General features: G+C 55.3%; 12 protein-coding genes. 5 read left to right on the top strand and 7 right to left on the bottom strand.

Annotated features, from left to right (window positions below; translation table 11 throughout):
• Nucleotides 1-209: 209 nt before the first annotated feature.
• A complete protein-coding gene (locus AC1D1M_RS17565; RefSeq protein WP_477776636.1) occupies nt 210-5,480 on the bottom strand; it encodes a DUF5801 repeats-in-toxin domain-containing protein in 5,271 nt (1,756 codons plus the stop codon).
• 473 nt (nt 5,481-5,953) lie between these two features.
• The gene (locus tag AC1D1M_RS17560) at nt 5,954-6,418 is read right to left on the bottom strand and encodes an IS66 family transposase (protein ID WP_477776635.1); all 465 of its coding nucleotides are present in this window, start codon (nt 6,416-6,418) and stop codon (nt 5,954-5,956) included.
• A gap of 674 nt (nt 6,419-7,092) precedes the next feature.
• Here AC1D1M_RS17560 and AC1D1M_RS17555 point away from each other — a divergent pair.
• A complete protein-coding gene (locus AC1D1M_RS17555; protein WP_477776634.1) occupies nt 7,093-7,287 on the top strand; it encodes a YqaE/Pmp3 family membrane protein in 195 nt (64 codons plus the stop codon).
• A 280-nt stretch (nt 7,288-7,567) separates the two neighbouring features.
• On the opposite strand, the gene AC1D1M_RS17550 is transcribed toward AC1D1M_RS17555, so the two are convergent.
• Nucleotides 7,568-8,590: a hypothetical protein gene (locus tag AC1D1M_RS17550; protein WP_477776633.1), complete on the bottom strand. Its 1,023-nt coding sequence runs from the start codon at nt 8,588-8,590 to the stop codon at nt 7,568-7,570.
• Nucleotides 8,591-9,185: 595 nt separating this feature from the next.
• Here AC1D1M_RS17550 and AC1D1M_RS17545 point away from each other — a divergent pair.
• Both AC1D1M_RS17545 and AC1D1M_RS17540 read left to right on the top strand, forming a co-directional pair.
• On the top strand, nt 9,186-9,737 hold the full coding sequence (locus tag AC1D1M_RS17545; protein ID WP_477776632.1) for a hypothetical protein: 552 nt from the start codon (nt 9,186-9,188) through the stop codon (nt 9,735-9,737).
• Nucleotides 9,738-9,742: 5 nt separating this feature from the next.
• Complete coding sequence (locus AC1D1M_RS17540) at nt 9,743-10,510, top strand: hypothetical protein (protein WP_477776631.1); 768 nt, start codon at nt 9,743-9,745, stop codon at nt 10,508-10,510.
• 305 nt (nt 10,511-10,815) lie between these two features.
• Here the strand turns inward: AC1D1M_RS17540 and AC1D1M_RS17535 are convergent, their stop codons facing one another.
• On the bottom strand, nt 10,816-11,259 hold the full coding sequence (locus tag AC1D1M_RS17535) for a trypco2 family protein (RefSeq protein WP_477776630.1): 444 nt from the start codon (nt 11,257-11,259) through the stop codon (nt 10,816-10,818).
• A 272-nt stretch (nt 11,260-11,531) separates the two neighbouring features.
• Here AC1D1M_RS17535 and AC1D1M_RS17530 point away from each other — a divergent pair, with 272 nt between their 5' ends.
• The gene (locus tag AC1D1M_RS17530; protein WP_477776629.1) at nt 11,532-12,149 is read left to right on the top strand and encodes a recombinase family protein; all 618 of its coding nucleotides are present in this window, start codon (nt 11,532-11,534) and stop codon (nt 12,147-12,149) included.
• Nucleotides 12,142-12,948 carry a DUF6861 domain-containing protein gene (locus tag AC1D1M_RS17525; RefSeq protein ID WP_477776695.1) on the top strand — a complete coding sequence of 269 codons (807 nt, stop codon included), beginning with the start codon at nt 12,142-12,144 and terminating at the stop codon, nt 12,946-12,948. The genes AC1D1M_RS17530 and AC1D1M_RS17525 overlap by 8 nt, the downstream gene beginning before the upstream one ends.
• A gap of 846 nt (nt 12,949-13,794) precedes the next feature.
• Here AC1D1M_RS17525 and AC1D1M_RS17520 read toward each other — a convergent pair.
• The 3 genes from AC1D1M_RS17520 to AC1D1M_RS17510 form a co-directional block, all read right to left on the bottom strand.
• A complete protein-coding gene (locus AC1D1M_RS17520; protein WP_477776628.1) occupies nt 13,795-14,226 on the bottom strand; it encodes a hypothetical protein in 432 nt (143 codons plus the stop codon).
• Nucleotides 14,227-14,414: 188 nt separating this feature from the next.
• Nucleotides 14,415-14,633 carry a hypothetical protein gene (locus AC1D1M_RS17515; protein ID WP_477776627.1) on the bottom strand — a complete coding sequence of 73 codons (219 nt, stop codon included), beginning with the start codon at nt 14,631-14,633 and terminating at the stop codon, nt 14,415-14,417.
• Between the two features lie 87 nt (nt 14,634-14,720).
• Nucleotides 14,721-14,921, bottom strand: a complete 201-nt coding sequence (locus AC1D1M_RS17510) for a hypothetical protein (protein ID WP_477776626.1) — start codon at nt 14,919-14,921, stop codon at nt 14,721-14,723.
• Between the last annotated feature and the right edge of the window lie 74 nt (nt 14,922-14,995).

Genomic DNA, 14,995 nt, shown 5'->3' with positions numbered 1-14,995 from the left:
CTGGCAATCCAGCAAAGTAGCACCAGCGCATTTTCCGTGAACACCGCTAAATCATTGGTGCTTGGCGTCCCGCTGGTCGACCCCTCATCTATTTGCCCCCTCCGCCTGCGTAACAGTTCCTTTGGCCGCATGGGTTCAGGAACGCAGTCGCCCAATGAAAACGGCCTGGCCCCCTTTGGGGGAGCCAGGCCGTCTACCTGCAGCAGCGTTTAGACAATGTCAGTGCTTGCCATGTTGGTCACACCGACCAACTGGATGATGTTGGTGATACCCACACCGTCACCGTCCTGTGCCAGGTAGCCGTCGCCTCCAACGACGCCGAAGTAGTAGTTGGTGGTGCCGTTCAGCGCGCCATCGGCGGCCGAGATAAATCCGGCCATGCTGGTGGGTGCCAGCACTTCGCTGTAGTTGGCTCCAGTACCTGCCGCCGTGAAGTCCAGCTTGTCGACGCCGGAGACGAAGCCGGCGGAGATCACGCTAGTCGTTGCGGACAGCAGCACGTCGGTATCGGCATCCAGGGCCTTGAAGCTGAAGGTGTCCACACCCGTGCCGCCGGTGAAGGTCTTGCCGCCAGCGATGGTCACGTCCAGGGTCTGGGCAGGGGTCGAATCTCCGTCAAAATCCGTCACCGTCACGTTGAAGGTCAGGCGGGCATCAGGCGTCGACGAGGTCACAAAACCCATGTCAACGATCTTGACCACGTCGCTGTCCCAGGTTCCTGCTTCGCCGGCCTCCACGGGATTGCTCTTGCTGCCCTCACCAGCCTCATTCCCGAACGCCAATTTGGCACCGGTGCTTGCCCCACTGAGGCCGACGTTGCCGTTGAGGTTGTACCCTTCGCCAGTGACGCCCTCGGTCGAAACCAGCACCTGCACGCCCTGGATCACGTAGTTCTCGGTGCCGAAGTTGTAGTCATTGCGCTCGAGAATCACCGCGCCGTCGTTCTGATCCAGTGTGATCCCGTACGCCGCGGGATTCGCAATTGGATGGAAGTTGTTGTTGGTGGTGGAGGGGGTTTTCAGAATGATGTCCTGGCTGTCGACAATGATCGCCCGGGTGATCGGATTGTTGGATCCGTCAGGATCGACCAGCTTCAACACCAGCACCAGATCCTCGTTGCCGATGCCGTCGAACTTGATGAAGATCCCGTTGCTCGTGGCGGTGGGCGCCAAGTTGGTGTTGCCGAATGGATTGGCGGTGAAGAAGTCCAGGTCCATCACCTCGCCCTGCTGGATGGTGTCGCCGGCCACGCCGGCCGCAGTCCCGGAAACACTCACCCAGGACGTCGCCGCAGAGAACAGCTCACCAGGGCTGAAGGCGTTGTCGCCACCCGCCTTGATGTTGTTGGCTCCGGTTCCACCGTTTGCTTCGGCGAATCCACTGAACTGCACGAAGAAGTCGTCGGCCAGATTGGCCACCGAGACCGGCGGCTGTTGGTTGATCGGCGTCGTGCCGCCGATCGCGTAGCCGGTGAAACCCTTCGCAGTCGACGTCCTCAGGATGCTGAAGCTTTCGATCTCGTCGGTCAGGCTCAGCGTGTAGGTGTCGGCCACCTTGTCGAACGTCAGCGTACCGGTCGCATTAGTGGTAGCGCCCTGGGTCGGGTCGGACATATAGCTGAAGGCGATGTTGAACACCGCCGAGGTGTCGGTTTCCGAGACCCAGTTTACCGACCCAGGGGTAAAGGCGTTCGCTCCCACCGAGACGCCCGTCATGCTCACGGACAAGTCGCTGCTCAAGGCGCTGTATGTTCCCAGTCGATCATCCGCGCCGATGTCGTAAGCGAAGGTGCCGGTGCCACCGGGGGTCGGATTGGCAGAGTTCGGGTAGACCAGGTTCGACTTGGCCGTTACCACCGGCGAGTCATCATCGACCGTGATCACCAGCTTTTCGGCTGCTGCCGTCACCGTATCGCCATCTGCGTCGGTAGCCTGCAGGATGGTGCCGAGCTGGAGGACAAGGTCGTTCTCGGTGTTGTCGCCCGGCCCCCCATTGAGGCTCGGGTGGTCGAGTTGGTCGAGCTGCGTGAAAACGTAGGCGCCGGTCGCCGCAGTCAGCGCAAAGGTGAACACTTCGCGGTCAGCGGCTTGGTAAATGCCGTCGCTGGCTCCGACGTCCACGTAGGCCGTCAGCGTGTTGCCCGTCACGTCATATTTCACCGCCTCGCCCTTGGAGGTCAGCGTCTGCAGCAGATTGCTGGTGTTCGTGGACAGGCCATAGGTCAGCGGATTGTCGACGCCGGACTGGAAGATCGAGGCGATGCTGTCTGAGGCGGACGCGAGCTCCCCGCTTACATCGTTGGCCCCGCCTGCGATCCCGCCGGGCAAGCCGTCCTCGTCCACCGTTGCTGTCACGGGCGTGCCGTTTGCCGTCGGCCCATCGTCCTGGAAGGCGACACGGGCGCCGATGCCGACCGAGGCGGTGTCGGTGTCGCCATCGCCGTCGGTGACGGTGGCGACCGCGAGCAGCGCGGCGTTGTCGATAGCGAGCGACTCATCGTGGCTGGCGCCGCCGGTGGGGTGCTTGATCGAGTGGTACTGCACGACGCTGAGTACGCCGGTGCTGGAGTTGATCGCCACGGCGAAGGCGGCTTCGCCGTCATCGGCGCCGCCGGAAATGCGGCCGACCACCAGCGCGCCTTCTTTGGTCAACAGGATGCTATTGCCTTCCGTCGTGTCCAGGCCGGAGTCGACGCCGGCACTCGCGACATTGAGCGAGTAGGCAGTGCTGGCCAGACCGTCCTGGCCGCCGCTACTGGCGCTGGAGTCGATCACCGAGGCGCTGCCCTGGGCGTAGGCCGCGGTCATGTCGGTGCTGACGGTGGCAACGGCGGCGAACACGGCAAGCGGGCCGGCTACGTCGTCCGCATCACCATCAAGTCCCGCTGTTTCATCGTGCCGGACCAGGCCAGCACCGAGCGCCGCCGATGCTGTCGGGCCATCGTCCTGGAAGGCGACACGGGCGCCGATGCCGACTGAGGCGGCGTGGGTGTCGCCATCGCCGTCGGTGACGGTGGCGACCGCGAGCAGCGCGGCGTTGTCGATAGCGAGCGACTCATCGTGGCTGGCGCCGCCGGTGGGGTGCTTGATCGAGTGGTACTGCACGACGCTGAGTACGCCGGTGCTGGCGTCGATCGCCACGGCGAAGGCGGCTTCGCCGTTATCGGTGCCGCCGGAGATGCGGCCGACCACCAGCGCGCCTTCCTTGGTCAACAGGATGCTATCGCCTTCGGTGGTGTCCAGGCCGGAGTCGACGCCGGCACTCGCGACATTGAGCGAGTAGGCGGTGCTGGCCAGACCATCCTGGCCGCCGCTGCTGGCGCTGGCGTCGATCACCGAGGCGCTGCCCCGGGCGTAGGCCGCGGTCATGTCGGTGCTGACGGTAGCGACTGTGGCGAACACGGCAAGCGGGCCGGTCAGGTCGTCGGCATCAGTGTCATTGCCCGCTGTTTCATCGTGCCGGACCAGGCCGGCGCCAAGCACCGCCGAGGCTGTCGGGCCATCGTCCTGGAAGAAGACACGGGCGCCGATGCCGACCGAGGCGGGGTCGGTGTCGCCATCGCCGTCGGTGACGGTGACTACCGCGAGCAGCGCGGCGTTGTTGATAGCGAGCGACTCATCGTGGCTGGCGCCGCCGGTGGGGTGCTTGATCGAGTGGTACTGCACGACGCTGAGCACGCCGGTGCTGGCGTCGATCGCCACGGCGAAGGCGGCTTCGCCGTTATCGGTGCCGCCAGAGATGCGGCCGACCACCAGCGCGCCTTCCTTGGTCAACAGGATGCTATTGCCTTCCGTCGTGTCCAGGCCGGAGTCGACGCCGGCACTCGCGACATTGAGCGAGTAGACGGTGCTGGCCAGACCATCCTGGCCGCCGCTGCTGGCGCTGGAGTCGATCACCGAGGCGCTGCCCTGGGCATAGGCCGCGGTCATGTCGGTGCTGACGGTGGCAACGGCGGCGAACACGGCAAGCGGGCCGGTCACGTCGTCCGCATCACCATCAAGTCCCGCTGTTTCATCGTGCCTGACCAGGCCAGCACCGAGCGCCGCCAAGGCTGTCGGGCCATCGTCCTCGAAGTTCACCGCGCTGCCGATTTCCTGGGGCACGGCGACGATATTGGGCAAATGGAAGCCGCCGATATCGAAGGGGGAGTTGAGCTGGGCATTCGCATTTCCGATGTTCTCGATCAACACACGGTTGTGCAGTTCGCTGGTGGTGTATTCGATCGAGTATTTGGACTGGAAGCCAGCAATCGTCACGGTGCGATCGGTGTTGTTATTGCTGGGGTTGAACGTCACGGTGATATTGCCAACCGTCGTGTTAACCGTGACACCGTCGAGACCGGCGATGATATTGCCGTTGCCATCGCGGATCGTGACGCTGGTGATGTAGGCCAGGTTGTCGTCCGCGTCCAGGAGCCCCTCGTAGTAGTCACTCTTCTCCTCGAAATCCGTGGTGTAGGCGCTGATCCTGGCCGTGGACGCCTTGGGCGGTGTCTGCTGCGCAATGACAAAGGTCGCACCCGTCGCGCCGAAGAGTTCACCAAAGTCGATGTTGTCTTCGACGATCGCCTCGCCGTGCGTCAGGCCAGGCACGGTGTAGAGGGGGTTGGGGTTGGTCACGAAGGTGAAGATCATCCCTTCGCCAGGATCGACCCCCTGGTTGTTGGTGCCGATGGTCGTGGCGCCGCCACCCTGGCTGGTATTGACGGTGTCACCCGCATCCTTGCCATTGACGATCTTGTCCGGATCAAGGCCGGTGACGACGAGCCCCACGTCAGAGCTGCCGGCTTTGAACATCAGGAACTTGTTCTGCCCGGACGGCACACCGGCGAAGTCGAAGGCGGCATCCTGGCTGGCGGTGGCCCAGAGGTGGTCCGTCATGTCGACCACGTCGTCGGGGTTCGAGGCATCCGGGTTCTTGAGCGGCGCGAACTGCGTCATCCAGACCTTGGCGCCGGTTGCCGTCTGTTCCAGATAGGCGGAGAAAACGATGGTGCCGTTCGGATCTGCCAAGTCGTCCTCGGGCGCGTCAGCGGTCCCTTCAGCGCCTATGCGGCCCAGGACGATGTTGTTGTTGGTGGAGTCCGTGTACAGGAAGATTCTCCTGCCATCGAGGGTATAGAGACCGCTCCAGTCCGAACCGGCATTGTCATTGGTCGGGTCGCCGAGCGCTTTGCCATCGGCATCGGTGAAGGCGAGATCGAGGTAGCCGCCGGTGATGGTGATCAGGTCGGTACCGGTGTTGCCAGCGGCGCCGGTATAGCCACTCAGCGCAGTCTGCATTGGAGTAACGGTGCCCAACAGCGCAAGCAATCGGGACTCGAACGCCAACGGGAGGTCGTTGGTTTCGTCGGTGCCGTTGATTGCGGCAACGGCAATGTCGTTATCGTTGCTGTCGTCTGGGATGCCGGGTGTGGCAGTGGCGTTCTGTAAACCGCCTGATTCATCAGTTGTGATGCTGCCGCTCAACGTAATAGCCATGACGTTCTCCTGAGGAGTTCCGGTCATCGAGGCCTGACCGTTGACCTTGCATTGCTAAACGCCATCATGGAGAACGGCCGGGGGATTGGGCATGGCCCGATACTCCCAATTGGGGCAGGAGATTCGGACTACCAGGATGCGCAAACGGGATGTGGGAGGACGCGACGCCGCAAATCCCGCGTGTGGATGAGGGTATGGCGCCTGTGCTCAAGGCCGCCCGGTGCGGGGAGGCAGCCTTCTTGACGGAGGTACGCGAAGCCCGGCGTGCCGAAGCTCCTGTCTGTCTTGCTACTGGATATCAGCCAATCACGGATATACCGGGTGATGCCGGGCTATTTGCAGGTGAGAATTTCTTCGCCACTGAAATAGCCACTTCCTGCGACGCATCTTCGTCAGTGATTCAATGGTGAAGCCAGCCCTGGTACAGCGTATGCGATCCATGAACCCCACACTTTAAAGGTGGGGGCGTATAGCTATCTTGGTATTTGCGGCGTGCAGCTCCACGGATAGGGCTCTTGGCCGTTGGCTTTAGCCGTCTCGACCAAACTGTAAAGTTGAGCGCTGGCCATCGCGCCTTTGGGCGTGTCGCTGAACAGCCAGTTCTTGCGCCCGATCACGAAGGGCCTGATCGCACGCTCTGCCGCGTTGTTGTCGATCGGCAGAAAACCGGCGTTGGTGTAGCGCACCAACTTGTCCCAGTTGCTGGCCAGATAACTGATGGCTTTTCCCCGCACGTTTTGCGCCTCGACAAACTTGCGTCGTGCATGTGCCCAGCAGCCTAAACGTTCGACACCAGCCTTCGCTGCGCTTTGATCAGTGGTGCGAGTAGATGTGTGGATTTCTCTTGGACCCAATTGAGCGCGATAGCGAACCGGGACGGTGATGCGAAGGACGTAGATTCCGCTCGGACGGCGGTAGAGGTTGTTGCGTTGAGTCACGTTGTAGTTGCCCCGTGTAGGACGGTCACGTGACTATCTCGCTTTTTGCTCAGTAGATTTCAGAGAAATCAATGAGTTTAGAGAGTAGTGGAGCGGGTGAAGGGAATCTAATTATTCAATAAAAACAAAGAGTTATTTTGTTTTTTGCTATGTGCCATACATGCTGCCATACAGAACAATAGATGCAGTCCCTGACTCTCACCACCTAGAAGTGGGGTTTGCATTTTTTTTTGGGGGGGGGGGCAGCGCCGGATGAGGTATGCCTAGCCTTAAGGGAACCGGGCTTCAGCTGACAGCTGGGACCTAGGCGGCACCGCGAGGTTTACTGAAATGTGATTGGGCCCGCTGACGTTTCAACTTCAGACCGAAGGATTATGAGTCGCCAACTAACGCACCGAGGTGAGTAAAGTCTAGGCTAGGTAGAGGAAGGGTACAATAGCCTTAACCAATTGATTACATGTAGGTTTGGCTAGTTTTTGCTAGGTGGGTAAAACTAGGCACTGTACCGCTGCTGTATATTTTCATGCGATACACAAGGCCTCCTGCACTGGCGCATATGACCTGAGCGGTCCCATGGTTTTCTCCTGTCTCACTGCACTATCATTGTGCCACTAGTGAGCGACCTGATGCGTAAATTGGGTACCACAACCCACAACAAAATAGGAGTTTGATCTATGCGCTTGCTGCTTGCTCTGATACTGCCGTGGCTGACGTTCTTCACCATTGGAAGGCCGATTGCCGGTGTAATCTGCCTAATCCTCCAGATCAAGCTTATGGGCTGGATTCCGGCAACCATTTGGGCCGTGTATGCCCTGAGCCAGTACAATACTGACAAGAAGATCGAACAGTTTCTCGGGCGGAGAACGTAAGCAAGACGGAGCGCGACAAGCTGAAGTTTGCGGCGCTCCAGCCGCTGTGAGTCATCCTGAGGTCGTATAAGCGGAACCTTGTAGGTACGAAAAAATCGTACGGAGGGCACCGCTGACAGGAGGCAACCCCCTACGTCATCTGGGTTGTGTCCAATTGAAGTCCCACCAGACGCCAGGACGATTATTCTCGCCATGTCAGTGTAGGGCTATTTCTGCATTTTCTGACCTTACGGCGTTCACCTCTACAACCTCAATCTGACCGCTTGAATGCAGGTTTACGTTACAACGAAGCCTCTGCTGGCTTAATCCAAGGAGGTGCATCTATGTTAATGAATCGAAGACTGCCGTCACTATTTTCTAACCATGTGGCGTTGCGCCCCTCAACGGGCAATACTTCCTCTAATGAATAACCTAAAAAAAACATTAGCATTTCAGCCATATCCTCGGCCTCCCAGGTTCCAAAAACGGGAGATGATGATAGTCCTGCCATTGAAAGCACGCTAAAGTTAACGCACTGAGGAGACTCTCCAATTAAAACTTTAGGAGTGCGATTAAAAACACGAGCCTTCATAAAAAGGTTTGCTCCCAGTTCTCCAAGCTGTACTGGGTGTAGAGGGTGCCCTTGATATCGTGAAAAGAATGCTGTTCCGGCAAGTGTCTGAGCCCCCATATCAAACGCAGCGAGTATCCCCACTCCACCCAGCCTGAGATACATTGTACGATTAGCAATATCATCCTTATAATCAAATCGTAAATCTGCATTAGTTGGTTCTTGAACCTCAAACACAAATATTGATGCGGGGATATCACTTTCCATTATTGAAAATTTCATCGGCACGCGGCATGACTGAAGAATCAAATGAAGCAGCTGAAATTGCTCCATGTCTTCCGCGCTAACAATATTTCCCGCACCTGGCTCTCGACGATCTAGAGAAAGAAATAGCTCTCTATAAAGCAACCCGTAGAAAATTTTTAGTATCCACACAAGTAAACGTTCGCGATCCATGGCCGCCACTTCAGCAGCACCTTTAATAAAGCGCTCTTGAACTTCTTGTTCTATATCAGACAAACACTCATTATTACAAGTCTGGCAACAAGGGATCACTAACTGCCTGTATGCCAATTTGGTCCCGTTCAGTAGTGTCATTGGCTTATCCCAAAGCCCAAAGTGGTGCAGAAGCCATTTAGGAAATACGTGTTCACGGCTTTTCAGATTGTTTTCAACATCACTCCCACATAAAAAGCACGTTGTTTCTGAAAAATCGTGATCTCGAATAGCGTTATATAGTGACGGTTTAGACACCTTCTACTCCTTGAATTGTGGCTTCGGTGCGCTTGTCTGGGCCTGGGTCTGTCTTAATAATACCCACAACATTAGCATTTACCCCTCTGCCAGCGAGTAGGAGCACCTAGCTATCCTGAGGGGCTCTGTGCGCCCTAATCACGGCCGTAGGGATCGTCTGATAGCCTGAACAAAGGGTCGGATCTTAAATCTGACCCTTCTTGATTTCAAATCCGAAAGTGAGATGGTCCAAAAGGGGGCCATCGTTGGTGAGCTTATCTGAGCACGCCAAGTGCTTGGACGAGATACTGGCAGAATTCCGCGCATCTGGTTAATGCTCTCAGATTTGAGTGCATTTGCTTCAGCTAGGTAAAATCCCTGCGATACCCCGCTCTAGCAGTGAAATATCGCGATATGACGCCGAGGTTGCGGTGAGACATTTTGGTCTTTCTGGCCAGGAAACCCTTTACATACAATCGAAGGAAAACTGGAAGCCCGCCTCCCCAAATTCTACCGCTGATATCTCTTGCCTTTAATGATGGCAAATTCCTATCATCTCCACGCACCGCCCAAAAGAGAGTACAGAGCGTCCTCATATGGATGTGGAGAAGTCGATATGGAAAGAAAGATAAATTTCATTTATCAAGCTATTTCTGACACGCAATCAACAATTAGAGCTATAGACGCTAAAATCGGCTTTCTAATGGTAATTATTTTTATTCCGTTTGTCAGTATAAAAGAAATAACGGCATTTTATAAAATACTTGCTCCTGAATCATTAATTGTTGCAATAGCTATGTGGGTAATTGCCGTGATATGGGCAAGCACGGTATTTATTCTATTTAGGGCGTTATGGTCTATAAAAAACCCTGGCAAAAGCGTAACAGGCGCTGAAGGTTTAGGAGCATTTTTTCATAGTGCGAATTACGAAATGAGCGCTATTGATTGTTTGTTCAACTTCCCAATAAAATCGAAAAACAGCCTTCAGAAAGCCATTTTAAGCATCTCCACTGACGATGAATGGATAATTAAAGAGTTGGTTTTTGAGAAAATGAAGCTTGAATATATTCGAGACATAAAAATGAGAAGGTGCAGTGTAAGCGCAGTTTTGATTCTGATTTGGGTGTCGCTGGGAACGGCTATATATATATTTTCACTATTGAGGTAAGTCTTGTGTTAAGCAAAGCAGAGGAGAACCAGATAAATGCATGTATTAATGAAGCTTTAGATAGAGCCGAGAATCATTGGCGAAATGGCGGATACAAATTAATGGCTAAGGCCGTCACACTTGACTCAATCAACGAGCGTATGGAGTCGGCACCATCTCACATTCCTGGTCACGGAATAGTTCAAGATGAAGAGACTGTGATAGACGAATTCATTGCTCTAGTTGCTGATATGCGTGACTCAAGCAAACATTTGAACTCGGCGATAAGTGCGAAAACTTCAAAAGTATCTCAATTGCAACGAGTATATTATGAAACGTCAGCTCTTTTGCCTGCTTTAGCCTTAACGGTAAAATTCCAGAATGGAAACGTCACAGAGTATTTAGGAGATGGGGTATTGGCGCTATTCAAAGTTGACGCCGCCGATAAGTCCGTCGCAATTTATGCAGCATATGAGGCGGCAGTGAACTCTGTTGGCCGCACAAGACAACTAGTTAATATCATATTGAGCGAAAGGTATAATTTGCCAGAGTTAGATTTGGGCGTTGGACTTGCGTTGAGCAAAACCATTGTAACGCTGATAGGGCTACCTGGAGAAAAACACCCTAAAGCATTCGGCGAATGCGTATTTCGTGCTACAAAGCTTTCTGGTGGGAAAAATGAAATTTATGTCGACGAGTTTGTTCGAGGCACATGGCCTAAAGCAGAAAACGGTACACTGCGCTTTACCCCGCGAGAGAAGAACAATGTTAACGGTTATTTGATTACAAAATAAAATATCCACTTTGCAAGTTTATCGCTTGCGCAACTATAAAATCGGTTGGCCAGCAGCCTGGATACGAAGTTTTTGGTAGGAACGCTAGGGGCAAGTACTCATCGTTGCGTAGCACCTGACCGCAGGCCCAAGCAAGTGCATCGCGGTCTCTCTCTGTTACCGTGAGATGTGGTGGGCTCTGCCAGTGTTTCCCTGGGCGTCGTAGCAGAGGATCAGCAGTAAACCACCTAATAAGGAGCCGCGCCCAAGCTCCAACGCCAATGCTCGGCGACATGAGCGCTACCGCCATCTCGCCTCGAGCATCACTACTTCGGACCTTTGTGAGTGTTTTTGTTGGGTGTACCCTTAGCTGGGCCTTTCGAAGCGACAGGGCTGACTCTTGCTTTAGGCGCTTCTTTGACGACCGTTCCCCTTGGTAATGAAACAGTGAAGCTATTTGTCGGTGTCCCTCTAAGGGTGGTTGGCTTAACCTTGCCCGTCGTTGCTTTTGGGTTCTTTTCTTCGTCAACGTCAACATACACGAAGGGGTGTAGTTTTATCGTCACCTTATGAGTCTGCGTTGCCTTTGTAGACCCACCAATATCAACCACTAGTAGCTTTGCCCCAGCCTTAGCGCCGGCGTCCAAACTAAAAGACACCTCCAACTCGACCTCGCCCATTTCAAAAAACGGGTTGTCGTTATCGATTGATTGTATCAGTTCGGCTTTCACCTCTTTTATAAAATCGGTCAGGCTTATATTCCCTTTCATCACACATCCTCTTTAAGTGAAATACGATCATCAACCGGCTGCAACTGAGTGGTTCTGATGTTAGCTCAAGACCCCATGTTTGCTAGAAGCGGGGGATCGAACATGAGAGAGGCGAATGCATATGAGCTGAGACTCCCTGAGCTTGCTGTTGCTTAGGGGTATGCCTGAGCTGATACGCGCAAACTCAGGCTAATTCGCCCCTCCCGCTTGATAAGTAACACTCAAAGTGCAACAGTATTAGTAGAGCACCTTAACTGATACGGAAGCACATCATGTTCATCCGCGCATACCTCCGAGCATCGACCGAAGAGCAGGACGCCGGCCGCGCACGAGCATCGCTCGAGCAGTTCGCTACCGAACACAACAAGGTCATCGCGAGCGTGTACCTGGAGAACGCTAGCGGCGCCTCAGCGGATCGGCCTGAGCTGCTGCGCCTGCTCAAGGATGCGCGCAAGGGAGACGTACTGCTGGTGGAGTCGATAGACCGACTATCGCGCCTTCCTGTGGAGGACTGGCAGAAACTCAAGGCTGCTATCGACTCAAAGGGCTTGCGCATCGTTGCGCTCGATCTACCGACCAGTCACCAAGGAATGCTGGATAGCAAGGGCGACGAGTTCACTGGGCGAATGCTAGGGGCTATCAACTCGATGCTGGTGGAAATGATGGCAGCCATTGCCCGCAAGGATTATGAGCAGCGCCGCGAGCGCCAGGCGCAGGGCATCGAGAAGGCAAAGGCCGCAGGTAAGTATCAGGGCCGCCCCGTTGACGCCGATCTGCACAAGCGCGTGACGGAACTGCTCGGCGCCGGCCTAGGTATTCGCGCAACCGCACGGCACGCGAGCTGTTCAACAACTACAGTCCTACGCATCCGAGACCAGATATCTGACTGAATCAGATCAGCAATTAGAGGCCACAGTGAAGAACTATCTAACGCTTTTGAACCACGGCAGCAAAATTGGTGGGGCAGCAGTCGGTGGGGCCGTTGGATCGCTGGCTGGGCCGGCCGGAACAGTAGCGGGGGCGGCCATCGGCGCAGCGGTTGGGGAGGCTTGCGTGGTCGTCCTAGACGACTTAGCCCAAAGATACCTTTCACCGCGCGAAGAACAGCGTGTAGCCGGTGTTGCAGCCCTAGCCATCGACGGAATCCGCGAACGACTCCACTGGGAGCAAAAAAGGGACGACGACTTTTTTGATGGGGATGGCGAGTCACCATCTGCAGCAGAAGAGCTTTTCGAGGGAGTGCTTTTGAACGCCAAGCAGGAGCACGAGGAACTGAAGCTCCCATACCTTGCGAACTTCTACACAAACCTGGTTTTTGCCCCATACGTGCAACGTGCGGAAGCGAACTACCTCTTGAGCATCGCAGAGGCGCTGACGTACAGGCAGTTCTGCCTGATGAGCCTAGTCAGCCAAATGGATGAATTTAAAGTCAGAGATAAGCTATGGGCGGAAGGCGGGACCGTTAATGCAGACTCCATGGACGCGGCACAGCAGGCTCTTTACCTGTACCAGCGACAGCTACTCATCAGTTTCAGCAAAGAACACGGACGGGGAGGTTTTGTATATGAAATCAACCTCGTACTTCCGTCTGAGGCGATTGTGTCTAGTACAGGCAAACGACTGGTGGATCTCTTCGGATTAAAAAACATCCCAAGGAAAGAACTCGCTGATCTGGCTGCCATTTTATGACTTCCAGTTGCGGTAGTTGTGTCTGAATGCACTCACGATGCACCCATGGCACACAACCCTAAAACTGAAAACCCACTGGAAGCCTGGAAATATATGGTGTCCCAGGGCAGGTTCGAACTGCCAACCTTCCCCTTAGGAGGGGGCATGATCCCTTGTAAGCGCTTGAAGTACTAGTGGTGAGAGCGTCGAAGGAGTGATCCCACGGCGTTTGGCATTGGGAGACTCAAGCCAGTCTCTCAGCAGTTTTGCCCCTTTAGAGGCATTGCAGCCCACACAGCACAGGGCAATGTTTTCGATTGTGGCGATATTGATATCATTGATGATGTGTTCCCATGACTTAGACGAGGCTCGGTTAGAGCCAAACTCAACGCCGCAGTAGATACATTGGGTATCTCTCGCTAAGACCGCGACCTCAACATCCTTTGGGATTCCCCACTTATTGGCCAAAATTTGTCTCCATTAGCTATGCGTACTTGAGCGCTAGGTCATAGCCCGACGACAAAGCTCTTGATGCCCTGGGCTTCGGCAAAGCGGCCCAGCACGGTCAGACTGGCCTAGAGGGCGAGCCGGTGAAAACGCATGAGTGTTTCACGGTGAAACGTTTCCCATGCTCAGGGGGAAACTCGACGGGTAGATGGCCGCTGGTGAGTCGCGTTGTGCGGCGTTACCCCGAGAACATTCCCAAACGTTTCACGGTGAAACGCTTCGAATGACCAGCACCTTACGCACCGCGCCGCCCTCGAGCAGGGCGCGAAGCATCTCCTCCTGAATACCTTGACGCATGACCTGACCTCTTGCTGCAGGAAAAAAAAGAGGCCGATCGGCCTCTCAAACCACGATCAAAACCTAGATCAGGTGACGAAACGTCGGCTCGATATTGCGGCTGTGGAGCAGTTTTACGATGTCTTCCAGGGACGCATCCTTCAAGAGCAGTTCGGCGCTGGTTTCCGGCTGAGCGTCCACTTGTGGGTCATCCCATTGATTGTTGGAGTCCAGAGGACCGCTGTCAAAGAGCCCATTGGCGTAGACCGACTCGAGCTGAGCAATCTTGGTATCGATGTCGGTGGGGATTTCAAAACCCAGTGCCCGGTTAAGCGCAAGCCAGGTGCTGTCGGGACGTGGACGGGCGAACTCACCACAGTCGGGTTCTTCATAACGACGAGGCATGACCTCATGGATGCCGGCTGCGCGTGCTAGCGCAGCGCGGCTCAGGCCACGCAACTCACGACGGGCTTTCAAAGCGGCAGGGAATTCTGGATCACGGGGATAAGGTAGCATACGTCACCAAAGGTTGGGGTTAGTGGCCACAAAAGTGGTCTAAGGCAACTATAGGCAACATTTTAAAACCTGCAACACAATTAAAAACCTAAAAACAAACTTTTTAATCACTGACTAGTACCCTTATCGTCAATGCAGGTGCGCCTGGAATAGGGCGCGCAGCGCCTCCTCCTGAATGCCGGAGCGCATCAAAACAAACCCAGGCGAATTTTCTCTTGCAGCACCGTGGCCAGCTCACGACTGGGGTATTGGGGTTCGACGGTGCGAGCTTTGCAGTACGGCGCATGGGTAAAAGCGCCGGCCTGCGTTAGATCCTGGACGTGGTTACACAGTCGACAGCGCACCCGCGAGCCGTCGACTTTCCAATGTTTGTTCCAGGCTTCCAGCGGTAAGTAGGGCACGGACATTCAAAAGCAGGCCTCTGGGCAGAAAGGGCAGGGACTGAAGCGCGTAAAACCCCTCCAGGTGGGCTTAAATGCCCCGTTATTCGTAACTCAGTCGCGCATCCGCGCGGGCAGAAACATTCCGCCCGAACTGTTCGGCTCAGCGGCCTTGCCCAAATGGTACTCGGCGTACTGGTCGTTACCGTCGCGGCGGTCGAACAAACCCAGCAACTGCCAACCTTCATCCAGCAGCTCTTGAGCTTGGGCCTGGGTTCTCACCATTTGCAAAAATTTCGTGTCTTCAATCGCCATCGATGCCGCTCCTTATTGAGTGAGTGCTCAGTGTAGGCACTGGCTCAGTCGTGACGTTAATACCGATCAGTATT

Source organism: Pseudomonas sp. P1_F7 (genome assembly GCF_056405655.1).
Note: the sequence above shows the minus strand (reverse complement) of the source record. Positions and strands in the feature narration are given on the sequence as shown.